At 67.7% G+C, this 22,366-nt stretch carries 21 protein-coding genes and 1 riboswitch; of the genes, 5 read left to right on the top strand and 16 right to left on the bottom strand.

Translation table 11 applies throughout. The annotated features are described in order from the left end of the window. Positions 1–6: 6 nt before the first annotated feature. The 9 genes from N1027_RS01780 to N1027_RS01820 form a co-directional block, all read right to left on the bottom strand. Complete coding sequence (locus N1027_RS01780; RefSeq protein WP_259504476.1) at positions 7–1,167, bottom strand: cystathionine gamma-synthase; 1,161 nt, start codon at positions 1,165–1,167, stop codon at positions 7–9. Positions 1,168–1,194: 27 nt separating this feature from the next. Beyond that, positions 1,195–2,562 carry a cystathionine beta-synthase gene (locus tag N1027_RS01785; RefSeq protein ID WP_259507858.1) on the bottom strand — a complete coding sequence of 456 codons (1,368 nt, stop codon included), beginning with the start codon at positions 2,560–2,562 and terminating at the stop codon, positions 1,195–1,197. A gap of 165 nt (positions 2,563–2,727) precedes the next feature. Then, positions 2,728–4,167: a mechanosensitive ion channel domain-containing protein gene (locus N1027_RS01790; protein WP_259504477.1), complete on the bottom strand. Its 1,440-nt coding sequence runs from the start codon at positions 4,165–4,167 to the stop codon at positions 2,728–2,730. 13 nt (positions 4,168–4,180) lie between these two features. Beyond that, positions 4,181–6,322: an adenylate/guanylate cyclase domain-containing protein gene (locus N1027_RS01795; protein WP_259504479.1), complete on the bottom strand. Its 2,142-nt coding sequence runs from the start codon at positions 6,320–6,322 to the stop codon at positions 4,181–4,183. Positions 6,323–6,412: 90 nt separating this feature from the next. Then, positions 6,413–8,296, bottom strand: coding sequence for an ABC transporter ATP-binding protein (locus tag N1027_RS01800; protein ID WP_259507860.1), 1,884 nt, complete (start codon positions 8,294–8,296; stop codon positions 6,413–6,415). 103 nt (positions 8,297–8,399) lie between these two features. Next, complete coding sequence (locus N1027_RS01805; protein ID WP_259504480.1) at positions 8,400–8,831, bottom strand: SRPBCC domain-containing protein; 432 nt, start codon at positions 8,829–8,831, stop codon at positions 8,400–8,402. Positions 8,832–8,993: 162 nt separating this feature from the next. Further along, entirely contained in the window at positions 8,994–9,977 is a 984-nt protein-coding gene (locus tag N1027_RS01810; protein WP_259504482.1) for a carbohydrate ABC transporter permease, read from the bottom strand. Then, a complete protein-coding gene (locus N1027_RS01815; RefSeq protein ID WP_259504484.1) occupies positions 9,974–11,104 on the bottom strand; it encodes a carbohydrate ABC transporter permease in 1,131 nt (376 codons plus the stop codon). The genes N1027_RS01810 and N1027_RS01815 overlap by 4 nt, the downstream gene beginning before the upstream one ends. A 151-nt stretch (positions 11,105–11,255) precedes the next feature. Then, the gene (locus tag N1027_RS01820) at positions 11,256–12,575 is read right to left on the bottom strand and encodes an ABC transporter substrate-binding protein (protein WP_259504486.1); all 1,320 of its coding nucleotides are present in this window, start codon (positions 12,573–12,575) and stop codon (positions 11,256–11,258) included. A gap of 299 nt (positions 12,576–12,874) precedes the next feature. Between N1027_RS01820 and N1027_RS01825 the strand changes: the two genes are divergently transcribed. Beyond that, positions 12,875–13,900 carry a LacI family DNA-binding transcriptional regulator gene (locus tag N1027_RS01825; protein WP_259504487.1) on the top strand — a complete coding sequence of 342 codons (1,026 nt, stop codon included), beginning with the start codon at positions 12,875–12,877 and terminating at the stop codon, positions 13,898–13,900. On the opposite strand, the gene N1027_RS01830 is transcribed toward N1027_RS01825, so the two are convergent. Next, the gene (locus N1027_RS01830) at positions 13,857–14,246 is read right to left on the bottom strand and encodes a DUF952 domain-containing protein (RefSeq protein ID WP_259504489.1); all 390 of its coding nucleotides are present in this window, start codon (positions 14,244–14,246) and stop codon (positions 13,857–13,859) included. The genes N1027_RS01825 and N1027_RS01830 overlap by 44 nt on opposite strands. Positions 14,247–14,305: 59 nt before the next feature. Between N1027_RS01830 and N1027_RS01835 the strand changes: the two genes are divergently transcribed. Further along, on the top strand, positions 14,306–14,872 hold the full coding sequence (locus N1027_RS01835; protein WP_259504491.1) for a TetR/AcrR family transcriptional regulator: 567 nt from the start codon (positions 14,306–14,308) through the stop codon (positions 14,870–14,872). Between the two features lie 52 nt (positions 14,873–14,924). Here N1027_RS01835 and rplL read toward each other — a convergent pair whose 3' ends face one another. The 6 genes from rplL to N1027_RS01865 form a co-directional block, all read right to left on the bottom strand. Beyond that, positions 14,925–15,308 carry a 50S ribosomal protein L7/L12 gene (rplL, locus tag N1027_RS01840; RefSeq protein ID WP_259504493.1) on the bottom strand — a complete coding sequence of 128 codons (384 nt, stop codon included), beginning with the start codon at positions 15,306–15,308 and terminating at the stop codon, positions 14,925–14,927. A gap of 48 nt (positions 15,309–15,356) precedes the next feature. Next, on the bottom strand, positions 15,357–15,872 hold the full coding sequence (rplJ, locus tag N1027_RS01845) for a 50S ribosomal protein L10 (RefSeq protein ID WP_259504494.1): 516 nt from the start codon (positions 15,870–15,872) through the stop codon (positions 15,357–15,359). Between the two features lie 304 nt (positions 15,873–16,176). Next, the gene (locus N1027_RS01850; RefSeq protein ID WP_259504496.1) at positions 16,177–16,398 is read right to left on the bottom strand and encodes a hypothetical protein; all 222 of its coding nucleotides are present in this window, start codon (positions 16,396–16,398) and stop codon (positions 16,177–16,179) included. Positions 16,399–16,403: 5 nt separating this feature from the next. Then, positions 16,404–16,568: a hypothetical protein gene (locus N1027_RS01855; RefSeq protein ID WP_259504498.1), complete on the bottom strand. Its 165-nt coding sequence runs from the start codon at positions 16,566–16,568 to the stop codon at positions 16,404–16,406. 117 nt (positions 16,569–16,685) lie between these two features. Further along, positions 16,686–18,173 (bottom strand): sensor histidine kinase, encoded by a 1,488-nt coding sequence (locus N1027_RS01860; RefSeq protein WP_259504500.1) that lies wholly within the window; start codon positions 18,171–18,173, stop codon positions 16,686–16,688. After that, positions 18,170–18,937 (bottom strand): response regulator transcription factor, encoded by a 768-nt coding sequence (locus N1027_RS01865; RefSeq protein ID WP_259504502.1) that lies wholly within the window; start codon positions 18,935–18,937, stop codon positions 18,170–18,172. The genes N1027_RS01860 and N1027_RS01865 overlap by 4 nt, the downstream gene beginning before the upstream one ends. Before the next feature lie 83 nt (positions 18,938–19,020). Next, positions 19,021–19,113, top strand: a riboswitch (TPP riboswitch). On the opposite strand from N1027_RS01865, the gene thiM reads away from it, so the two are divergent. The 3 genes from thiM to N1027_RS01875 all read left to right on the top strand — a co-directional run bounded on the left by thiM (position 19,096) and on the right by N1027_RS01875 (position 22,285). After that, a complete protein-coding gene (thiM, locus tag N1027_RS01870; RefSeq protein ID WP_372499648.1) occupies positions 19,096–19,902 on the top strand; it encodes a hydroxyethylthiazole kinase in 807 nt (268 codons plus the stop codon). (Overlaps the previous riboswitch by 18 nt.) After that, positions 19,899–20,636, top strand: coding sequence for a thiamine phosphate synthase (gene thiE / locus N1027_RS20075; RefSeq protein WP_308199764.1), 738 nt, complete (start codon positions 19,899–19,901; stop codon positions 20,634–20,636). Before thiM ends, thiE begins: the two co-directional genes overlap by 4 nt. Next, on the top strand, positions 20,633–22,285 hold the full coding sequence (locus N1027_RS01875; RefSeq protein WP_308199765.1) for a bifunctional hydroxymethylpyrimidine kinase/phosphomethylpyrimidine kinase: 1,653 nt from the start codon (positions 20,633–20,635) through the stop codon (positions 22,283–22,285). Before thiE ends, N1027_RS01875 begins: the two co-directional genes overlap by 4 nt. The last annotated feature ends 81 nt before the right edge of the window (positions 22,286–22,366 follow it).

The following is a 22,366-nucleotide window of genomic DNA, read 5'->3' on the forward strand; positions in this document are numbered from 1 at the left end:
CTGTTCCTACTTCCGGGGGAGTGCGCGGTCGATGTCGGCGAGGAGGTCGTCGACGCCCTCGATGCCCACGGAGAGGCGGATCAGGTTCTCGGGCACCTCGAGCGCCGTGCCCTTCACCGAGGCGTGGGTCATCTCCGAGGGGTAGCCGATCAGCGACTCCACTCCCCCGAGCGACTCGGCGAGCTGGAACACCTCGGTCGACTCGGCGAACTTGCGCGCGGCGCGAGGCCCGCCCTTCAACGCCACCGAGATCATGCCGCCGAACGACTTCATCTGCCGCTTGGCCAGTTCGTGACCCGGATGCGTCGGGAGGCCCGGGTAGTACACCGCGTCGAGCGCCGGGTGACCCACGAGATGCTCGGCGATCGCCTGGGCGTTCTGGGAGTGGCGGTCCATCCGCACGGCGAGGGTCTTGATGCCCCGAACGGTGAGCCAGGCATCCATCGGTCCGGAGACCCCGCCCGAGGCGAACTGCAGGAAGCGCACCTTCTCTTCCAGCGCATCGTCGTTCAGCACGACCGCGCCGCCCAGCACGTCGGAGTGACCGCCGAGGTACTTCGTGGTCGAGTGCACCACGACATCGGCGCCGAGCGCGAGGGGCTGCTGCAGATAAGGCGAGGCGAAGGTGTTGTCGACCACGACGAGGGCGCCGGCCGCGTGCCCGATCTCGGCCAGCTCGGCCACGTCGCTGATCTTCATGAGCGGGTTCGACGGGGTCTCGAGCCAGAGCAGCTTGGTCGTGCCGCCGGCCACTGCCTTCGACACCGCCGAGAGGTCGCTCATCTCCACCACGACGTTCTCGACACCCCACTTTCCGTGGATGCGCTCGATCAGGCGGTGGGTTCCGCCGTAGACGTCGTTGCCGAGCACGATGCGGTCGCCGGGCTCGAGCACGGCGCGCAGCAGGGCGTCTTCGGCCGCCAGACCCGACGCGAACGACAGTCCGTGCTTCGCGCCCTCAAGCGAGGCGACGAGGGTCTCGAGCGAGGTGCGGGTGGGATTGCCGCCGCGGGCGTACTCGTAGCCGCCCCGGAATCCGCCGATGCCGTCTTGCACGAAGGTGCTCGTGAGGTAGACGGGCGGGATGATCGCGCCGGTGGTGGGGTCGAACGCCTGACCCGCGTGGATCGCGCGGGTCTCGAACTGTTCGGTCTTCTTGGGAGCCATGGTGGTTCTTTCTGCCGGAGCGGCGCGTCAGGCTTCGCTGAGGAAGGTGAGGAGGTCTTGCCGGGTGATGACCGTGACCGGCTTGCCGTCGTCGGAGACGAGCAAGGCCGGCGCGGTGGTGAGCGCCTGCCGGGCTGACGAGACCGGCTCGTTGATACCGATGAGCGGCAGCGGGCCCGACACGAAGTCGCCCACCTTGTCGGTCATCGCCGCGGCGCCACCGAACACCTGGTCGAGCAGGGTCTGCTCGTCGAGCGAGCCCACCACCTCGCCCATCACGACGGGCGGTTCGGCCGAGAGCACCGGCACCTGCGAGACCCCGTAGGTGGTCATAATGCCGATGGCGTCGTGCACGGTGTCGCTCGGATGCGCGTGCACGAGCGCCGGCAGTCCGTGGTTCTTGCCGTTCAGGATGTCGCGCACGGTCGATCCCTCGTCCTCCGCTGCGAAGCCGTAGGAACGCATCCACTTCTCGTTGAAGATCTTGCCGAGGTAACCGCGCCCGCCGTCGGGCAGCAGCACCACCACCACCGCGTCGGCCGGCAGATCGCGAGCGGCCTTCAGCGCGACCGACACGGCGAGACCGCTCGATCCGCCGACGAGGAGACCCTCTTCGCGGGCGAGTCGCCGGGTCATCTCGAACGATTCCGCATCCGTCGACGCGATGATCTCGTCGACGACCGAGCCGTCGTAGGCGCTCGGCCAGAAGTCTTCGCCGACACCTTCGACGAGGTAGGGGCGGCCGGTGCCGCCGGAGTAGACCGAGCCCTCCGGGTCGGCGCCGATGACCTGCACCGCGCCATCGGACACCTCTTTGAGGTAGCGCCCGACCCCGCTGATGGTGCCACCGGTGCCCACCCCGGCCACGAAGTGCGTAATCTCGCCCTCGGTGTCGCGCCAGATCTCAGGGCCGGTGGTCTCGTAGTGGCTGAGCGGACCGTTCGGGTTGGAGTACTGGTTCGGCTTGAACGCACCGGGGATCTCGCGGGCCAACCGATCCGACACCGAGTAATAGGAGTCGGGGTCTTCGGGTGCGACCGCCGTCGGGGTCACCACGATCTCGGCGCCGTAGGCGGTGAGCACGTTGCGCTTGTCTTCACCCACCTTGTCGGGCAGCACGAAGACGCAGCGGTAGCCGCGCTGCTGGGCGACGAGCGCGAGGCCGATGCCGGTGTTGCCCGACGTGGGCTCGACGATCGTGCCGCCGGGCTTCAACAGGCCTTCGGCCTCCGCAGCATCGATGATGCGGGTGGCGATGCGGTCTTTCGACGACCCGCCGGGGTTGAGGTACTCGATCTTCGCGAGCACGGTGGCGGCGATGCCCTCCGTCACGCTGTTCAACTTGACGAGGGGGGTGTTGCCGACGAGGTCGATGACGCTGTTTGCGTAGTGCATTCGAGAGTGGGGCATGAGTGTCCTTGGCTGAGGCCTGCAGCCGCTTCGTGCACGATGTGACACGGCGCGCTGCGTGAGCGGGCGGCTGGGGCGTGGCGAATCCGGTCTGCGAAGGGAGGTCGCTCAGCGACGACAACAGAGGAGGTTCACGAACACGATTCCACTCTAGTCCACCCGGGCGTCACCGATCGAGATGACTCCGGATGCCTCGCGAGCGACCGCGATCGCGTCGACCGACATCCGGCGCCGGTTGTCGAGCTGTTCCCCGATGCGGCGGGCGAGCGCGGGGTTGCGGCGCACGGCGGCGTCGACCGCGTCGCGGGGAACCCGCAGGATGCGCACCGCGCGGAGGGCAGTGGCGCAGTAGGTGGTGGCCTGCCGGGTGAGCGAGGTGAGCCCCACCGATTCGCCGCGTTCCACGATGCCGAACTCCAGCCTCCCCGTCTCGAACGGGGTCGACAGCTGCAACGCGCCGTCGAGCACGATCCGCAGGCTGTCGGGCACGACACCGAGCCCCTGAACCTGCTCGCCCGCGCCCCACTGCTCGATGCGGCAGTCCGGCGCGATCTGGTCGAGGTAGTCGGCGTCGAGACTGAACAGCGGCCCCACGAAGGAGAGCGCGTCACGCACGTTCTCGGGGGTGTTGACCGGGTCGCTCGAGTCGCCGTCGAGCGCAAGGTCGTCGCGGCGGGCCGCGTACCAGAGCCAGGCGAGGAAGAGCGAAACGGCCTCCGATTCCACGGCCGGACTCACCACGGGCAGGTCGACGGTATAGGCGCCGTTGCCGGCGTAGCTCACGGCCGGCTTGTCGGCCGGGTCGAGCATCGGCAGGGTCGCGGCCACCGAGCGCAGCAGGCTCGAGACCCGGTGCGGCGGATCGTCGGTGGTGAACTTCACGGCGACCGTCGCCACGTAGGCACCCGCCGGCTGGCTGAGGTTCGTGAACGACGCACCGGCGAGGGAGGCGTTCGGAACGATCTGGATGCCGTTGCCCGTGTCGATGTGCACCGCGCGCCAGTTCACCTCGACCACGCGCCCCCGGCCTGATGGCGTGTCGAGGAAGTCGCCGAGTTTGAAGGGCTGCTCGAACAGCAGCAGCAGACCCGAGATCACCGAGCCCACGGCGTTCTGCAGGGCGAGGCCGATGACGATCGAGGTCACGCCGAGTGCGGCGAACAGTCCACCGACATCCGCTCCCCAGACCCAGGAGAACAGGATGGCGAGGCCGATCAGGATGAGCGCCAGTCGCGCGAGGTCGATGAAGATCGACGGCAGGCGCTTCTGCCAGCTGCCCTCGCTCGCATTCGCGAACAGAGCCACGTTGAACGCCGAGAGCACGAGCAGGATGAGCAGGAACCCGAGCACCGTGCCGACCACCCGCACCCAGTTCAGGTCGAACTGCTGATCGGAGGCGAGGGTGAGCAGCACGAACAACGCGAACACCGGCACCACGAGGTTGCGCAGCAGGCGCACCGGTTTGGCTGCCGGGTTGCCTCGCCGCAGCAGCGCGCCGTAGATCTCGGTGAGCACCACGAGCACGATCGGCAGGCCGATCGCGAGGCCCACCGCCCAGGGGAACCAGGCCTCTTTCCAGATCTCGGTCATGAGCGTCGCCCTCTCAGGAGATCTGCCACACCGCTTGCGGCGTGCCCTTGATGTCGACGGAGGCCACTTCGACCAGCCCGCTCGTGTCGGGCAGCCGGTCGCGCACCCGCTGGGTGAGGAAGATGCCGGGCTTGCCGGCCAGCTCCTGCACCCGGTTCGCCACGTTCACCGCATCGCCCCACATGTCGTAGGCGATGCTGGCCTTGCCGACCAGGCCCGACGTCACGGTGCCGCTGTCGATGCCGGCCCGGATCGAGATCGACGCGTCGTACTGCGCGTTGAACCGCTCCACGATGCGGGTCATCTGGAGGGCGAAGTCGACCGTGCGGCGGGCGCTGTCGACACGCGGCACGATCAAGCCGCAGCTTGCCAGGTAGCCGGCCCGCAGTGTGCGAACCTTCTCCACCCCGGCCGCGGTCGCCGCCTCGTCGAACTGGCGCATCAGGTCGTTCAGGATGCTCAGCTCCTTCTCCGAGCTGAGCGACGCCGCGAATTCGTCGAAGCCCACGACGTCGGCGTAGATCACCGAGACGTCCTGGTGGTTCTCGGCGATCGTCTCCTCGCCCTCCTGGTAGCGGCGGGCCACCTTCTCGGGCATCATGCTGAGCAACAGGCGATCGGTTTCGGCCTTCTGCTCGTCGATCAACCGCTGCTTGACCTGAAGACTTCGGCTCATGTCGTTGAAGGCCACCGAGAGATCGCCGAACTCGTCGCGGGTCTTCGACGTCACCTCCACGCCGAGGTCGCCGCCGGCCACCTGCCGCACCGCCCCCACCAAGGTGCGCACCGGCCGGGCGAAGACCTGGGCGAGCACTAACGACAGCAGTGACACGATCACGATGATCGCGAGAATCGCGAGCGCCAGGTTGCGGGTGAACTCGTCGACCGGAGCGAAGGCCTCGGCCGTGGTGATGCTCGAGACGATCACCCATTGCACGCCGTTGATCTCAACCGGTGCGTACGCGTTCAGGGTTTCCTGCCCGAGGTAGTTCTGGGCGACGACGGTGCCTGTCTTGCCGCTCAGGGCGAGGTCGACCGGCACCGTGTCGACCCGCTGCAACTCGACCGTTCCGCCGACATCCACCATCCGCTGGGCCAGGTCGGGCGAGGAGCCACCGGAGATCGTGAGCTCCTGGAACGTCTCCGGGTCGTCGATGAGCAGCCGCGAGACCGACCGCATGGTGTGGTCGGGTCCGACGAGATACGACTCGCCGGTGTCGCCGAGACCGTCGACCGCCCAGCCTTCCTGCCCGGTCATCACGTCGTTGATGGCCGAGATCGGCAGTTGCACGGCGAGCACGCCGTTGACCTGGCCACCGTCGCCGATCGGCGAGACCCCCCAGGCCGTGGGCACACCGAGCGATGGCTGATATCGGTCGAAGTCGGTGATCGCGGCGTAGTTCACGGTGTTGGAGTTCAGAGCCTCGGTGTAGGCGCTGGAGAGGGTCGACCCCTTGTACGGCCCGTCGAGGATGTTCGTGCCCAGATCCACCCCCTTGTACACCGAATAGACGACGTTGCCCTCGGTGTCGAGGATCAGCGCGTCTTCGTACTGGTACCGGGTCGCCATCTCACGGAAGTAGGGATTGTACTTCGCGTCGACCGCCGACCAGCTGCTGCCGTCGCCCGCGTCATCGACCAAGGCGGCCGCCTCGTAGTCGCCGGCCGGTGGAGCCGTGTAGAAGTTCTGCAGATAGACCTCGGCCGGCGAGGTGGGCTCGAACACGTCGGGCGCCGATTCCTGGCCGGTGCGGGCCTCGAGCTCTGGGATGAAGGAGTCGGTGTAGTACGAGTCGACCGTCGCCTTCTGCTCCGGGTTCACCGGCTGGGCGTTCAGCTCGGCGAAGGCGGCCGAGAACTCGCTGGCGGCCTGGTTGCCGGTCGCCCCGCTGGAGTCGAGTACGAGCCCCGACTCGATGTTCGTGAACAGCGATTGCACGGCCAGCGTCTTCGCCTCGCGCACGCTCGTGAGCTGGTCGAAGGCGGCGTCGCGCAGGCTGTCGCGCCCCGAGGCGTAGCCGACATAGCCCACCACGAGGGTCGACCCGATGCTCACGGCGAGCAGCATGATCAGCAGCTTCGACTGGATGCCCAGGCCGCGACGGTTCGATCCGCCGGTTTTGACCGTGGGTAAGTTAAGACGATTTCGCGCCATCGATGGGCCCCCGCACCTCTGCCGTCACCTCGTCGATGACTCAGAAGGCAACTCTAACCACATCGGTCACGCGATATGAAGCCGCCGGCGCTATGCGTTCGCGAGCTGCTGCGCGTAGAGGCCGGCGTAGGCGCCGTTCAGGGCCAGCAGCTCGGAATGGGTGCCCGATTCCACGATGCGCCCGGCGTCGACCACGAAGATCACGTCGGCGTTCACGATGGTGGAAAGGCGGTGGGCGATGGCGATGGTGGTGCGCCCGTGCGCAGCCTGGTCGAGCGCATCCTGCACCACGCGTTCGGAGATCGAGTCGAGGGCGCTGGTCGCCTCGTCGAGGATCAGCACCGCCGGGTCTTTCAGCAGCACCCGCGCAATGGCAATGCGCTGCTTCTCGCCGCCGGAGAGGCGGTAACCCCGCTCCCCCACCACCGTGTCGTAGCCGCCCGGAAAGCTCATGATGCGCTCGTGGATGTTCGCCCGCCGCGCCGCGCTCTCGAGTTCTTCGAGCGAGGCCTCGGGCTTGGCATACCGCAGGTTCTCGGCGATGGTGGCGTGGAAGAGGTAGGTCTCCTGGCTCACGATGCCCAGCCGGTCGATCAGCGACTGGTGCTGCAGGTCGCGCACGTCGACGCCGTCGACCTTCACGGCACCCGACGTCGCCTCGTAGAGGCGGGGCACGAGGTAGGACACCGTGGTCTTGCCGGCGCCCGAAGGGCCGACGAACGCGGCGAACTGCCCCGGCTGTACCGCGAATGACACGTCGTCGAGGGTCGGATGCTCGGGCTCGCCGTCGGGGTAGACGAAGCTCACGTGGTCGAACTCCACCCGGCCCGCGGTCGTCGACGCCGGCAGCGTCACCGCATCCGGCTTGTCGGAGATTGCCGGCTTCAGATCGAGGTACTCGAAGATGCGTGCGAAGAGGGCACCGCTCGTCTGCAGGTCGAGACCCACGCGCATGAGTCCGAGCAGCGGCCACATCAGTCGGGCCTGCACGGTGGTGAAGGCCACGATCGTTCCCGCGGTGATGTCGACTCCGCCGTTGATGAGGTAGCCCGACACCAGGTAGACGATGGCCGGCACGATGGAGAGGAAGATCTGCACGATCGCGAAGAACCACTGACCGCTCATCTGCTGGCGCACCTGCAGGCCGATCTGGTTGTCGTTCTCGTCGGAGTAGCGGGCCACCTCGGCGGCCTGCCGGTTGAAGCTCTTGGCCAGCAGGATGCCCGAGACGCTCAGGGTCTCCTGGGTGATGGCCGTCATGTCGGAGAGCGACTCCTGCGTCTGCGCCGCGATGCGCGCGCGCACCTGGCCCACGCGGCGCTGCACGAAGACGAGCAGCGGCATCAACACGATGGCCACCACGGTCAGCTGCCAGCTCAGCACCAGCATGGCCACGAGCGCCGCGATCACGGTGACCGTGTTGCCGAGCACACTCGAGACGGTGTTGGTGAGCACGCTCGCCACACCGCCCACGTCGTTCTGCAGGCGGGACTGGATGATGCCCGTCTTGGTGCGCGTGAAGAAGGCCAGTTCCATCCGCTGCAGATGGCTGAACAACCGGATGCGCAGATCGCCCATCACGCGGTTGCCCACCCGAGCGGTGAGGTAGGTCTGCCAGACGCCGAGCGCGGCCGACACGATCCAGATCAGCACCATGAGGCCGACGAGTTCGATCAGCACCGGGATGTTCGGCTTGCCGCCGGCCGGGAAGAGCCCGAGGTCGAAGGCCTGCTGCGTGAGCAGCGGCGGGATCACGGTCAGGCCCGCCGTGATGAGCACCAGGATGCCGGTGGTGATGAGCGCCGCGCGATACGGCACGAACAGCGTCGAGATGCGCCGCAGCAGATGTGGGATCTTCGGCGCCGCCGCATTGGCCGCGCGCTGCGCCCGCGCGTCGCCGCCGGAGATGCGACCTCCACCGCCCCCGCCGCCACCCGCGCGCGCCGAGCCGCCGGCAGCCGCGACCGCACTCATCCGACCGCCGCCAACTCCACTCACACGGCCACAATACGCCCGGCGTACGACATCGCTGCCGCCCTTCGCCCGCAGCGGAACCGCACCTCTTCGCGGCGAGCGCCTACGCGCGGGAGACCACGCCCGCCAGGCCGTCGAGGATCATCTGCCAATTTCCTGAGGAGTGCGCCGCGGCCTCGTCGTCGGCGTTGTTGTCCTGCTCCACCGAGACGCGGGTGCCGCCATCCGTCTCCTCGACCAGGTAGGTGACTCTCTGGTAGTTCTCGGGCGCATCCGCTTTGCCACTCATCGGGCTGAAGAAGCTCGTGACCAATCGGCGCGGCTCGTCGACCTCGAGCACCTCGCCCTTGTCCTCGTAGCTCGTGCCTTCCCACTCGCCCGAGTAGGTGATGGGGCTGCCGACCTGCCAGTCGGTGGTGACGGTGGTGCCGAAGAAGTACTCCTTCACGATGGCCGGATCGGTGAGCGCCCGCCAGACCTCGTCAGGGGTGGCGTCGACCACCGTGCTCGCGCGGGCGATGGTGTTCTCGGTCATGATGTGTTCCTTCCGTCTCGACCATCCTCATCCGCCGTGCACCGTCGCGCTTGAACGAACGCGACACACGCTCGGCGGTTCGAAACAGCAAACGTCGCGGCAACCGGCCCCTTTGGGAGCCCGGTCACCGCGACGTTTGCGATTTCCGACGCGAACTGCCGATCAGCCCTTCGTGGAACCAGCCAGCAGGCCCCGCACGAAGAAGCGCTGCAGAGCGAAGAACACGATCAGCGGAACCACGATGGCCAGGAACGCGCCGGCGGTGAGCAGGTACCAGTCCTGACCGCGGCTTCCTGTGATCTCGGCCAGCAGCTTGGTGATCGGCGCCACCGAGCCGTCGGCGAAGATCAGCGCCACCAGCAGGTCGTTCCAGACCCAGAGGAACTGGAAGATCGCGAACGACGCCAGCGCCGGCATCGTGAGCGGCAGGATGATGCGGAAGAAGATCTGCCCGTGCCCGGCGCCGTCGACCCGGGCCGCCTCGATCACTTCACGAGGGATCTCCGACACGAAGTTGTGCAGCAGGAAGATCGCCAACGGCAGGGCGAAGATCGTGTGCGCGATCCAGACCTGCGAGAAGGTGCCGCCCGAGGGAACGCCCGAGAAGATCCAGTCGTCACCGACCGAGACGCCGCGGGAGAACAGCGACAGCAGCGGAACCAACGCCATCTGGATCGGCACGATCTGGAGCGCGAACACCCCGATGAACAGCCAGTCCTTGCCCTTGAAGTCGATCCACGCGAAGGCGTAGGCCGCGAGCGAGGCGATGACCAGCGGGATGAGCGTGGCCGGGATGGTGATCGCGATCGAGTTGATGAACGACGACGCGATCGTGACCTGCGAGTTGCCGGCCTGCAGCACGTCGGCGTAGTTGTCGAGCGTGAAGCCCCAGTTGCTGAAGATCGTCCACCAACCGGTGGTCTGGATGTCGTTCCGGTCGCGGAACGACGAGATGAACAGACCGAAGGTCGGGATCGTCCACAGGATGGCGATGATCAGCGCGGCGATGGTGGCGCCACGGCTCGTCAACCGTCGCTTGGTGCGCTTGACGGCGGTCTCCTCGCGTTCGATCTCGCGTTCTCCACCGCGGAGCTGGCTCCGGGTCTCGGGATCGACCGGCAGGTCGATCGGCTGGACGGCGCTCATCGGATCTCCCTCTGCTTCTTGATCTGCCGTGCGTTGTAGATGACGATCGGCATCACGAGCACGAACAGGATGACGGCGAAGGCCGCCGACCGCCCGTATTCGAAGTTCTTGAACTGCGTGTACATCTCGTTCGCGAGAACGCTGGTGTCGTTCGCGCCCGCGGTCATCGTGCGCACGATGTCGAACACCTTCAGCGACGCGATCGAGATGGTGGTGATCACGACGATCAGCGACGATCGGATGCCGGGCACCGTCACGTTGGTGAACCGCTGCCAGGCGTTCGTGCCGTCGAGCTCAGCTGCTTCCAGTTGCTCGGTCGGCACGCCCTTGATGGCCGCTGAGAGCACGACCATGGCGAATCCGGTCTGAATCCAGATGAGCACCACGATCAAGAAGAAGGTGTTCCAGGGCGATTCCTGCAACCACTGCACGGGCTGACCGCCGAGCCACACCACCACCTGGTTGAGGAGACCGATCTGGTTCTGGTCTTCGGGCCGGTAGGTGTAGACGAAGCGCCAGATGATCGACGCGCCGACGAACGAGATCGCCATCGGCATGAACACTAGGATCTTGAAGAACTTCTCGCCCCGGCTCTTGTCGATGAACACCGCGTAGGCGAGACCGAAGACGGTCGACAGCGTCGGCACCACGAGCACCCAGATGATCGTGTTGAGGATCACCCTCAGGTTGGCCGGGCTGGTGAGCACCCAGGCGAAGTTGTCGAGGCCCACGAAGTTGCCGCGGCTGGAGAAGAAGGAGTCGATGAAGGTCTTCACCGTGGGGTAGATGAGTCCGACCAGCAGAAGGATGATCGCGGGGGCGAGGAATCCGAAGAGCTGGAACAGGTAGCCGGCGCCTTGGCTCGACCGACGGTCGAGCCAGAAGAACAGCAGGCCGAAGGCCGCGGCGATGAGAGCCGCCCACCAGACCGATCCGATCAGCACGAACGCCAGGAACGGGGCGATGATGCAGACGGCGAGGCGGATGATCGTGTATTTACGCCCGGAGCGAGGAGCGATCTCCACGAAGAAGAGGATCAGCGCGACGACGATGCCGAACGCGATGACCACGATGGGGATCTGGGCCAGTGCCGGCAGGCCACCGACCCAGGTAAGGAAATCCGACATGACAACCTTTCGAGTACAACTCTGGACTCAGGAACGGCCCGACGCGTCGGCGTCGTGAGGACACCGTAGCACCGGGGTGCACGGAGGCCGCCCGAATCACTTCGGGCGGCCTCACTGCAACCATTCGTACTGAACGTGCGAGCCGAACGACCTATTCGGTCGGCCAGCCGGCCTCGATGGAGCTCAGCACCTCATCTTGCGGGGTGCCGTCGATCCAGTTGACCATTCCCTTCCAGAAGGTTCCGGCGCCAACGGCACCGGGCATCAGGTCGGAGGCGTCGAAGCGGAACGTGGTGTTCGGGTCCTGCAGGATCTCGATGGCCTGCTGCAGGATCGGGCTCTGCGCGTTGGCCGGGTCAAGACCCTTGTTCGCGGAGATGACACCACCGAGCGAGACTCGGCTGTTCGCCCATTCGGGGCTGGAGAGGTACTCCTGCACCTTCACGGTGTCGGCGTCGTTGGAGAAGGCTCCGACGATCTCGCCACCACCGGTGACGGCGGTCTCGCCCTCTTCGATCGGCGGGGTCACGAAGGCCCAGATCTGCTGGTCCGGACCCACGGTCGCGCCGGCGTCGGTGAGGAAGCCGTCAAAGAACGAGGCCTGGTGGGTGAGCGAGCAGGTGCCCTGCGCCATGCCCGTCGCCACGTCGCCGAACTCGGTGCTGTTGATCGACTTGACGTCGCCGTAGCCCGCGTTGACGTAGTTCGGGTCGAGCAGGATGTCGCCCACCGCGTCGAAGGCGTCGGAGATCTGCGGGTCGGTGAACTTGACGTCGTTCTTCACCCACTCGTCGTAGACGTCAGGACCCGACTGGCGCAGCACCAGGTCTTCGACCCAGTCGGTGCCCGGCCATCCGGTGGCGTCGCCCGAGCCGAAGCCGGCGCACCAGGGCTGCTTGCCCAGGGTGGTCTGCATCTTCGCGGTCAGGTCGAGCATCTCCTGGTAGGTCTTCGGAACTTCCCAGCCGTTGTCGGCGAACTGCTTCGGGGAGTACCACACGAAGCCCTTGACGCTCGCCATCAGCGGAGCGCCGTAGAAGGTGTCGTCGACGGTGCCGTAGGCCTTCCAGTCGGTCGACCAGAACTCGTCGGCGTTCTTCTCGACGCCCTCAGGGGCCTCTTTGAGGAAGCCACGCGACGCGAGGTCGGCGAGCAGACCCGGCTGCGGGAAGATTGCGAGGTCGGGCGGGTTGCCACCCTGGGCGCGGATACCGATCTGCGACTCGAACTCTTTCGACGATTCGTACTGGATGTCGATGTTGTTCTCTTTCTCCCAGTCCGCCCAGGACTGTTCGAGAAGTTCTGCCTCGGTGTCGGCGATCGTGCCGTAGACAGTGACGACGCCGTCGGCTTCGCCCGCTTCGTTTGCGCTGCCCCCTCCGGCTCCGCCGGAACAGCCGACGAGCGCGAGGCCGAGGCCCGCCGCGATTGCGATGGGTGCTGTGACCCGGCGGTGCAAGGTAGCCCGCATTTCTCCTCCTCATTGAGTAGAGGTGGCGCGGATCGATCGACCCGGGCCACCGCCGATCTGGTGACCGGCTAGGTGGACGCGCCGCCGTTGTGGTGCCATCGGCGGCTCGTGTAGGGAAACCTTTCCATAACTCTCAGCAAATCACAACCCGCTCGTGTGACTCCGCAGAATGTAACGATTTGGTTGCAGAGAGCGCTCTCATGGCAGCGGCTCCGCCGAGCTCCGCCGCCGCCGATTTCGTCATGCGTCGCGGCCAGGCGCTAAGATTCTGGAAGCGTTTGCAGACGAGGAGGTCGAACGTGTCGGGGATCGATGACGTGGCGAGCCTGGCCGGTGTGTCCAAGGCCACCGTCTCCCGCGCCCTGAGTGGTCGCGGCTACGTGTCGAGCGACACCCGGTCCCGCGTGGCGCAGGCCGCAGCCACCCTCGGCTATGTGGTGTCCTCCAGCGCGTCGAGCCTCGTGACCGGTCGCACCAACAACGTCGGTGTCATCATCCCGGTGATCAATCAGTGGTTCTTCGGCAGCATCATCGAGGGCGTCGAACGCGCGCTGCTCGACCGCGGCTACGACCTCATGCTCTACAACCTCACCAAATCGCACGCCGAACGCACACGCGTCTTCGAGTACTTCCTGGTGCGCAAGCGCGTCGACGCGGTTATCGCGGTCACCCTCGAGATCACGCCCGAGGAGACCGAGCGACTGCTCGCCCTCGGCAAGCCGATCGCCGGCATCGGAGGGCCGCTCGAAGGCATCCCGACGCTCAGCATCGACGACGTGGCGGCCGCACGACTCGCCACCGAGCACCTTCTGCTGCTCGGGCACCGCGACATCATGCACATCGGCGGCGACGTCGACGAGCAGATGGACTTCCACGTGCACTCCAAGCGCCTGAAGGGGTACATGGAGGCGCTCACCGAGGCCGGCATCCCTTACGACCAGGATTCCTACGTCGCCACCCGCTTCGACATCCCGAGCGCCTATCGCGTGGGAAAGCAGATCTTGGGCGACCCCCGTCGACGCCCCACGGCGATCTTCGCCGCGGCCGACGAGGTGGCGATCGGGGTCATCCTCGCGGCGCGCGAGCTCGGCATCTCCGTGCCCGACGATCTCTCGGTGATCGGCATCGACAACCACCCCCTGGCCGAGATGTTCGGGCTCACCTCGATCGAGCAGCGGCCCGATCTGCAGGGCGAACAGGTGGTCGACTGGGTGATCCGCCAGCTCGAGGAGCCCGGCTGGACGCCCCCGAAGCGTCACACGGTGCTGCCGGCCACCCTCATCATGCGCTCGTCGACGGCGCGTCCCCGCCCGCGAATCGGCTGAGGTCGGGCACCACGAAGTCGCCGGCGGCGCGGTCGATCGGCAGTTCGGCCACGACAGCGGGGCCGTCGGTGGGAATGGGCCCGTGGATGTGCGGAAAGCCGGGGGTCTCCTCGGTGACCTGCAGACCGGCGGCGGCCAGCGCATCCGTGTCGAGCACGACGAGCAGCAGCGAGAAGCGGATGTCGGCGTAGAACTCATCGAGCACCCCGCGCACGCCGTCGAGGGCGACCGCGTGCACGAACCCCGCCTCGTCGAGGCTCACACCGCGCGTGGAGACCTCGTACTCCCCCAGGTTGCGTGCCGATTCCCAGTCGTCGACGATGGCGACGTGTGCGATCAGGGCCATGCGAGCCTCCTTTAATGACACTAGATAGTATCATTTACCCTGAACAGCGGGGAGGCCGGATGGCGAAGCGCGGCAGACCGACCGCCTACGAGCGCGCAGTGCGGCGGGAACGCATCCTCGACGCCGCCGTCGCAACCTTCGCGGGGCGCGGCTTCGGCGCCGCCAGCCTCGACGAGATCGCGGCCGCCGCCGGAGTCACGAAGCGCACCCTCTACACCGACGTGGGCGACAAGGCGGCGTTGTTCGCTGCGGCCGTCGAGCGAGAGCACGACCACATCCGAGCGGTGGCGACGGATGCCGGCTCCCTGATCGACGTGGCGACCGAGATGGTCATGGTGCTGCACTCCGACTCCGCGGTCGCCCTGCACCGGTCGGTGATCGCCGAGGCGCGGCGCTTCCCCGATCTGGCGCAGACCTTCTATGCCAGCGGACCACTGCACTCGATCGACCTCTTGGCAAGCTACCTACCGCCCGGCGGCGACACGCCCACCCGTGCGGCGGCTCTCTACTCCGTGCTGCTCGGCGAGCCCCACCGCCGCCGCCTGCTCGACCTCACCCCGGCCCCCACCCGCTCCGAGGCGGCCGCCCACGCATCCGCCTCCCTGGCGCTCCTCGCGAGGAGTTAACGACGGATGCCCCAAGCCAGTGGCCCGGGGCATCCGTTGGAAGGAGAGAAGACTACTTCAGGGTGACGGTGGCGCCAGCCTCTTCGAGCTGAGCCTTGGCCTTGTCAGCGGCCTCCTTGGTCGCGCCTTCGAGCACGGCCTTGGGGGCGCCGTCAACGAGAGCCTTCGCCTCACCGAGGCCGAGGCTGGTGAGTGCGCGCACCTCCTTGATGACCTGGATCTTCTTCTCGCCGGCCGACTCGAGGATGACGTCGAAAGCGGTCTGCTCCTCGACCTCCTCGGCAGCGGCGGCCGGGCCGGCAACGCCGGCGACGGCGACGGGGGCAGCCGCGGTGACCTCGAAGGTCTCCTCGAATGCCTTGACGAACTCGCTCAGCTCGATGAGCGTGAGCTCCTTGAATGCGTCAAGCAGTTCCTCGGTGGAAAGCTTTGCCATGATGTTCTCCTTGTTTGGTAGTTAGTTCAACCGCTCACGAGCCTGCGCTCAGGAAGCGGACTCCTGCTTCTCACGCAGCGCATCGACCGTGCGAACGGCCTTCGACAGCGGGGCGTTGAAGAGATATGCGGCACCGAACAGCGAAGCCTTGAAGGCACCGGCGAGCTTCGCCAGCAGAACTTCACGGGATTCGAGGTCGGCGAGCTTGGTGACCTCGGCGGCGGTCAGAGGGTTACCGTCGAAGTAACCGCCCTTCACGACCAGCAGAGGGTTTGCCTTGGCAAAGTCACGCAGCGACTTGGCGACGGCCACGGGGTCTCCGTGAACGAACGCGATCGCGGACGGACCGGCGAGCTCGTCGTCGAACGACGAGATGCCGGCGTTGTTCGCCGCGATCTTGGTCAGCGTGTTCTTTACCACGGCGTATGACGCGTGCTCACGGATGGAGCCGCGCAGCTGCTTGAGCTGTGCGACCGTGAGACCGCGATACTCGGTCAGCAGAACGGCGGTCGAGCTCTGGAAAAGTTCCGTGAGCTCGGCTACCGAGGCTTCCTTGTTCGCCATGGCGCTCCTAGTAGTAGTCAGTTTCAGCCGGGACGACTGCTGTACGGAGGCTCACAAGCTGTTCAGACAAACAGAAAAGCTCCGGCACAGGGCCGGAGCGAGGAGAAGCAGGAGACCTGCTCGAACTAACTACGTGCACCTGCGCGGGTCTTCGTTCTCACGAGACTTCGATCGATGGTTGCTTTCGCGCACATCGATGACCAGCGGTCTTTGGCTTCGTACAGAGTAAGCGACCCGCGCATCCAGTGCAAATCGGATGCGCGGGTCGCTGTGATCAGCGTTTCCTGATCAGCGTTTCTTGCCTCTATTCGTCTCCGGCGATCCACCGCGCCATGCGGGCGAGGTCGTGGTCGTCGGATTCGATGCCCGCGTCGGCGAAGCGCTCCCGCAGGAGGTCGACGAGCTCGGGCTCGGAGGCATCCCCGGCGTCGGCTTTCACCTGCGCCATGATGCCCTCGGCCTTCTCGACGACGGACGCGTCGTCGCTGCCGACCATGATGGGTTCGCTCTGCTCGTCATCGGGCATGAGGGTCAGACTTTCCGGTTGCCCGAGACGGCTCGCACGATGAAGACGATCACCGCGAAGACCAGGAGGATCAGACCGATCCAGAGCAGGAAGTTCAGGGTCTGCACGAAGCCTCCCGTGAACAAGAGGATCACGGCTATGACGGCAATGACGATCAGCAGGATGTTCATGTAGGGGTTCCATACCTTTCGGGACTCGGGCTTATGGCCCTCAGCCAAAATGGCCTGCTCTTCAACGTACCCCGATCGCGGCAGAAACGGACTCGGCTCATTTCTCGGCGCGACGCGTCAGCCGGTCGCCCGCAGCGGGATCGCCACCGTGAACACCGTCTCGCCCGGCTCGCTGCGCACGCTCACGCTGCCGCCGTGCGCATCCACCACCGCCTCGACGATCGCGAGGCCCAACCCGGTGCTGCCCGCGTGCCGTGAGCGCGAGGCGTCGCCGCGCACGAAGCGCTCGAACAGTGTCGGCAGCAGTTCAGGGGCGATACCCGGTCCGTCGTCGGCCACGGTGACGAGGGCGACGGATGCCTCCTCCCGCGCATCCGCGGTCACGCTCACCCGCACAGTGGTGCCGGCCGGCGTGTGCACCCGTGCGTTGGCGAGCAGGTTGGTGAACACCTGGTGCAGCCGCGGGGCGTCGCCGGAGACGAGAACGGGCTCCTCGGGCAGGTCGAGGTCCCAGACGTGGTCGGGGCCGGCGACGTGGGCATCACTCACGGCGTCGACGAGCACGATCGACAGGTCGACCTCGGTGAGATCGAGTTCGGGCTTGGCATCCAGGCGTGCGAGCAACAGCAGGTCTTCGACTAAGGTCGTCATCCTGGTCGCCTCCGACTCGATGCGGCCGAGCGAGTGCGAGACCTCGTCGGGCAGCTCCGGCGCCGTGCGGCGGGTGAGTTCAGCGTAACCCCGGATCGAGGCGAGCGGCGTGCGGAGCTCGTGGCTCGCATCGGCCACGAACTGGCGCACCTTGTTCTCGCTGTGCTGACGGGAGGTGAGGGCGCTCGCGACGTGTTCGAGCATCCGGTTGAAGGCGAGACCGACCCGGCCCACCTCGGATCTCGGGTCGGTGTCGGAGGCCGGCACCCGTTCGGCGAGCGCGACGTCTCCGCGGTCGAGTGGGAGTTCGGCCACGCGCGACGCCGTCGCAGTGACGCGGTCGAGCGGACGCAGGGCGAGCCGGATGACGAGGAAGCCCGCGACTCCGGCGAGCGCCATGGCGCCGGCGGTGACCAGCACGATCACGATCACGAGTTGCGAGACGGTGCTGTTGACGTCGGCCAACGGCAGGCCGGTCACCACGATGTCGCCGGCTGCGGTGACGGTACGCCCCTCCACCCGATAGGCGCCGAGACCGTCGATGGTGACGCTCTGCGGATCAGGGGCTTCGACGCTGGCTCCCCCGCCGTCGGCCGGCACGAGCTGGGTCACCGCCGACCCGGGAACCCCGTCGAGCGCGGCGAGTTGCGCCGTGGTCAACGGCTGCAGCTGACCGGTGTCGTCGAGCACGTAGCCGTTGGTGGCGACTCCGGCCGAGACCACTGCCACCACGGTTCCTGAGGCCTGCCCGAGCGAGATTCCCGGCTGTGGTCCGGTGGGCTGCGCCTGGGTGGTGATCGAGAAGACTGTTCGGTCGGAGGCCTCCTGCACCTGCGAATCGAGCCGGTCGAGCAGGAAGCCGTTGAGCGCGATGGTGCTGACGACGCCGATCACGAGCCCCGCCAGGGCGATCAGGCCGAGCACGCTCAGGATCAGCGTGCGGCGAATGGTCACAGCGCGGGTTTCAGCAGGTAGCCTGCGCCGCGGACCGTGTGGATCATCGCCGGACGACCGGCATCCACCTTCTTGCGCAGGTAGGAGATGTAGATCTCCACCACGCTCGATTTGCCTCCGAAGTCGTAGCTCCAGACCCGGTCGAGGATCTGCGCCTTGCTCAGCACCCGGCGCGGGTTGCGCATGAGGAAGCGCAGCAGTTCGAACTCGGTGGCGGTGAGCTCGATGGGATCGCCGTCGCGGAAGACCTCATGGCTGTCTTCGTTGAGCTCGAGGTCGCCGACCGTCACGACCGGGTCGTCGGCGTCGGCCACGACGAGGGTCGAGCGACGGATGAGGCCGCGCAGGCGCGCGACCAGTTCCTCGAGGCTGAACGGCTTGGTGACGTAGTCGTCTCCGCCGGCGGTGAGGCCGGCGATCCGGTCGTCGAGGGCATCCTTCGCGGTGAGGAAGAGAACGGGGGTCTCGTGACCGTCGGCGCGCACCCGGTTGAGCACCTGAAGGCCGTCGATGTCGGGCAGCATCACGTCGAGCACGATGACGTCGGGGCGGAACTCGCGGGCGATCGTGATGGCCTGGCGGCCCTCGCTCGCGGTCTTGACCTCCCAGCCCTCGTAGCGGAGAGCCATCGAGAGCAGATCGGTGAGGGTGTTCTCGTCGTCGACCACGAGCGCACGCACCGGAGTGCCGTCAGCGCGGCGGAGTTTCGGCTGCTTGGCTCCGCTGGAAGAACTGCCGGAGATGAGAGATCTGTCGATGGTCACAGTTCCAGTATTGACAGTTTCCTATGAGGCACCTATGTGATGCCGTTAAGCGCCCTGTGAATACGCGCGCTGCTAGCCTCGTCGGTAGTGACACGGGGTGCCCTTCGCGGGCTGAGATGAAACCCGTCGAACCTGATCTAGTTCGTACTAGCGAAGGGATGTCGCGAATGAGCATTCGCACGCCAGTCCACCCGTCCGACCTCCTCGCCACCCTGCGCGAGCGCGAACCGCTGGTGCAGTGCATCACCAATGCGGTGGTGACCGGATTCACCGCCAACGCGCTGCTCGCGATCGGGGCCTCGGCCGCGATGTGCGACATCCCGGGCGAGGCCGGCCCGTTCGCGCGCATCGCCTCGGGGCTCCTGGTGAACCTGGGCACCCCGACCGACGAACAGCGTGACGCCGCCCGCGAGGCGGTCGCGGCCGCTCGCCAGGAGGGCACGCCCTGGGTGCTCGACCCGGTGGCGGTCGGGGCGCTGCCGATCCGCACGGCGCTGGCGCACGAGCTGCTGGAATTCCGGCCGGCCATCGTGCGGGGCAACGCGTCGGAGATCATCGCGCTCTCGGGCGCCGGATCGGGCGGACGGGGCGTCGACGCGGTCGACACGGCCGAAGACGCCCTCGAAGCCGGCAGCGCGATTGCCCGCCGCACCGGCGGCGTGGTCGCGATCTCCGGACCGGTCGACATCGTCACCGACGGATTCGGCTGGGTGCGGGTGGCGAACGGCCATGCGATGCTCACGAGAATGACGGGCGGCGGATGCGCGCTCGGCGCCGTCATGGCGGCTTTCCTGGCGGCGGCATCGCCGTTCGATGCCGCCGTGGCGGCCTCCAGCGTCTACGGCATCGCCGCCGAGCACGCGGCGGCGACTGCCGCCGGGCCGGGGAGCTTCGCGGTCGGGCTGCTGGACGCGCTGGCCGCGGTGACTCCGGCCGAGGTCGCGGCCGAAGCGCGGCTCTCGTGAGCGTGCGCCCGGGCGGCGCAGTAGTCGTATCCGGCGCATCCGGCGATTCCGGCGCATCCGATCGTTCGGTCGGAATGCGCCTCGCGCTGGGCGTCTACCTCGTGACCGACACCGCGATGGCCGGGCGCCACGGCCTCGGACTCGCCGCGGTGGTCGACGCCGCCGTCGCCGGCGGCGCGACCACGGTGCAGCTGCGCGATCACGACGCCAGCCCCGCCGCGTTGCTGGCCGCAGCGGTCGAACTCGCCGCCGTGATCGACGGGCGGGCCCTCTTCCTCATCGACGACCGCGTCGACGTGGTGCTCGCCGCGCGGCTCGCCGGCGCGCGGGTCGACGGCGTGCACCTCGGCCAGAGCGACCTGCCGGTGTCGGCGGCGCGCACCCTCCTCGGTCCGGATGCCGTCATCGGCCTCACCGCGAACACCCCCGCCCACCTCACCGCGGTCGCCGCCCTGCCCGAGGGCACGGTCGACTACTTGGGAGTCGGCGTCATCCGCCCCACCACGACGAAGCCCGACCATCCGGAGCCCCTCGGCATCCACGGATTCGCCGCTCTGGCCGCCGCGTCGTCGCTGCCCTGCGTCGCGATCGGCGGGATCGTCGAGGCGGATGTGCCGGGGCTGGTCGCCGCAGGGGCGGCCGGTGTGGCCGTGGTGTCGGCGATCTGCGCGTCGCCCGATCCGCGGGCCGCCGCTGCGCGCTTCGCGGAACTCCGGAACGAGGGCGCGCGATGACGGGCGACGGGATCGGGGCAGCCTTCCCGTCCGGGTCCGCATCGGTGTCCAGGTCTGCATCCGCCTCCGCGGCGATCCCGCGGGTGCTGAGCATCGCGGGCACCGATCCGACGGGTGGCGCCGGCCTCCAGGCCGACCTGAAATCGATCGCCGCGCTGGGCGGATACGGGATGGCCGTGGTCACCGCGCTGGTGGCCCAGAACACGCGGGGCGTGAGGTCGGTGCACGTTCCGCCGGCGGCATTCCTGCGCGAACAGCTCGATGCGGTGAGCGACGACGTCGAGATCGACGCGGTGAAGATCGGGATGCTCGCGAACGCCGAGCTCGCGGGGGTCGTGTCGGAGTGGCTGGCTGCCGTGCGTCCGCCGCTCGTGGTGCTCGATCCGGTGATCGTCGCCACCAGCGGCGACCGGCTGCTCACCCCCGACGGCGAAGAGATCGTACGGCGGCTCTGCAGCCAGGCCGATCTCGTCTCACCCAACCTCGCCGAGCTCGGCGTGCTCGTGGGTGCGCCGGCGGCACGCGATTGGGCGGGCGCGCTCCTCCAGGGTGAGCACCTCGCGCGCTCGTCGGGCGCCACCGTGCTCGTCAAGGGCGGCCACCTCGCGGGCCCGTCCGCTCCGGATGCGCTGGTCTGGGTTCGCGACGGCGCGGTCCACCAGCACGAGGTGGCGGGCGAGCGGATCGAGACCCGCAACACGCACGGCACCGGATGCTCCCTCTCGTCGGCGATGGCAACGCTCGGTGCACGCCTCGGGTCGGCCGCCGATGCACCTGCCGACGACGGCGTGGCCGGCGACGCTCCGGCCGGTGGCTCAGCGGGCCGAGGCAGCGCCGCTGATCGCCACCTCGCCGACGGCGCACGATGGCTGCCGGCCTTGCGCGAGGCGAAGACGTGGCTGTCCGGCGCCCTTCGCGCGGCCGATGCACTGCAGGTCGGCCGCGGCAACGGCCCGATCGACCACTCGCACGCCACCCGCCGCGCCCTGGCCGTCCAGCGCGCACACGCATCCGACGACTCCGAAGGGCCGCTCAGCGCCGCGCTCTGGCGCGAGACCGCCGCCGCGCGCGCGGCGATCGACTCGCTCGCCTTCGTCCGCGGGCTCGGCGACGGCACCCTCGACCGCGCCGACTTCGAGGCATATCTCGCGCAAGACGTGCTCTATCTCGGCGACTACGCGCGCGTTCTCGCCCGCGCCAGCCAGCTCGCGCCGACCGCCGAGGAGCAGATCTTCTGGGCCACGAGCGCGGCCGCTTGCCTGGCCGAGGAGGCCCGCCTCCACCGCGAACGCCTCCACGATCGACCGCCGGCCTCGCCGAGCGCCACCACCCTGGCCTACGTCAACCACCTGCACGCCGTCGCTGCCCACGGCGACTACGCCGAACTGGTCGCGGCACTCCTCCCCTGTTTCTGGGTCTACACCGACCTCGGAACGCGCCTCTCCGCCCGACGCCACCCGGAGCATCCGTTCGACGACTGGCTCGCGAGCTACGCCGACCCCGCGTTCGCCGACGCCACCGAGCGGGCGATCGGGTTCGCGGATGCCGCGGCTCGGGTGTCCGCGCCGGCTCGGGTCGAGGCGATGCGCACGGCCTTCCTGCGCTCGGTCGACCACGAACGAGCCTTCTTCGCGCAACCCTTTCCGTGACCGACGCGCTCGCCCATCGAGTCGCCAGATTCTGACGGAATCCGACCCCCCATTCCGTCGGAATCTGGCGACTCAGCGCAT

It is taken from the genome of Herbiconiux aconitum, from assembly GCF_024979235.1.
In the GTDB taxonomy this organism is placed as follows: domain Bacteria; phylum Actinomycetota; class Actinomycetes; order Actinomycetales; family Microbacteriaceae; genus Herbiconiux; species Herbiconiux aconitum.

Coding starts and splice junctions, on each gene's coding strand:
- thiM (WP_372499648.1), top strand. CDS start 19,096: ATGTCGCGAATGAGCATTCGCACGCCAGTCCACCCGTCCGACCTCCTC.
- N1027_RS01805 (WP_259504480.1), bottom strand. CDS start 8,831: ATGACCGAGAACACCATCGCCCGCGCGAGCACGGTGGTCGACGCCACC.
- rplL (WP_259504493.1), bottom strand. CDS start 15,308: ATGGCAAAGCTTTCCACCGAGGAACTGCTTGACGCATTCAAGGAGCTC.
- N1027_RS01785 (WP_259507858.1), bottom strand. CDS start 2,562: ATGCACTACGCAAACAGCGTCATCGACCTCGTCGGCAACACCCCCCTC.
- N1027_RS01850 (WP_259504496.1), bottom strand. CDS start 16,398: ATGCCCGATGACGAGCAGAGCGAACCCATCATGGTCGGCAGCGACGAC.
- N1027_RS01830 (WP_259504489.1), bottom strand. CDS start 14,246: ATGGCCCTGATCGCACACGTCGCCATCGTCGACGACTGGGAATCGGCA.
- N1027_RS01810 (WP_259504482.1), bottom strand. CDS start 9,977: ATGAGCGCCGTCCAGCCGATCGACCTGCCGGTCGATCCCGAGACCCGG.
- rplJ (WP_259504494.1), bottom strand. CDS start 15,872: ATGGCGAACAAGGAAGCCTCGGTAGCCGAGCTCACGGAACTTTTCCAG.
- N1027_RS01875 (WP_308199765.1), top strand. CDS start 20,633: ATGACGGGCGACGGGATCGGGGCAGCCTTCCCGTCCGGGTCCGCATCG.
- N1027_RS01815 (WP_259504484.1), bottom strand. CDS start 11,104: ATGTCGGATTTCCTTACCTGGGTCGGTGGCCTGCCGGCACTGGCCCAG.
- N1027_RS01855 (WP_259504498.1), bottom strand. CDS start 16,568: ATGAACATCCTGCTGATCGTCATTGCCGTCATAGCCGTGATCCTCTTG.
- N1027_RS01835 (WP_259504491.1), top strand. CDS start 14,306: ATGGCGAAGCGCGGCAGACCGACCGCCTACGAGCGCGCAGTGCGGCGG.
- N1027_RS01820 (WP_259504486.1), bottom strand. CDS start 12,575: ATGCGGGCTACCTTGCACCGCCGGGTCACAGCACCCATCGCAATCGCG.
- N1027_RS01800 (WP_259507860.1), bottom strand. CDS start 8,296: ATGAGTGCGGTCGCGGCTGCCGGCGGCTCGGCGCGCGCGGGTGGCGGC.
- N1027_RS01790 (WP_259504477.1), bottom strand. CDS start 4,167: ATGACCGAGATCTGGAAAGAGGCCTGGTTCCCCTGGGCGGTGGGCCTC.
- N1027_RS01795 (WP_259504479.1), bottom strand. CDS start 6,322: ATGGCGCGAAATCGTCTTAACTTACCCACGGTCAAAACCGGCGGATCG.
- N1027_RS01780 (WP_259504476.1), bottom strand. CDS start 1,167: ATGGCTCCCAAGAAGACCGAACAGTTCGAGACCCGCGCGATCCACGCG.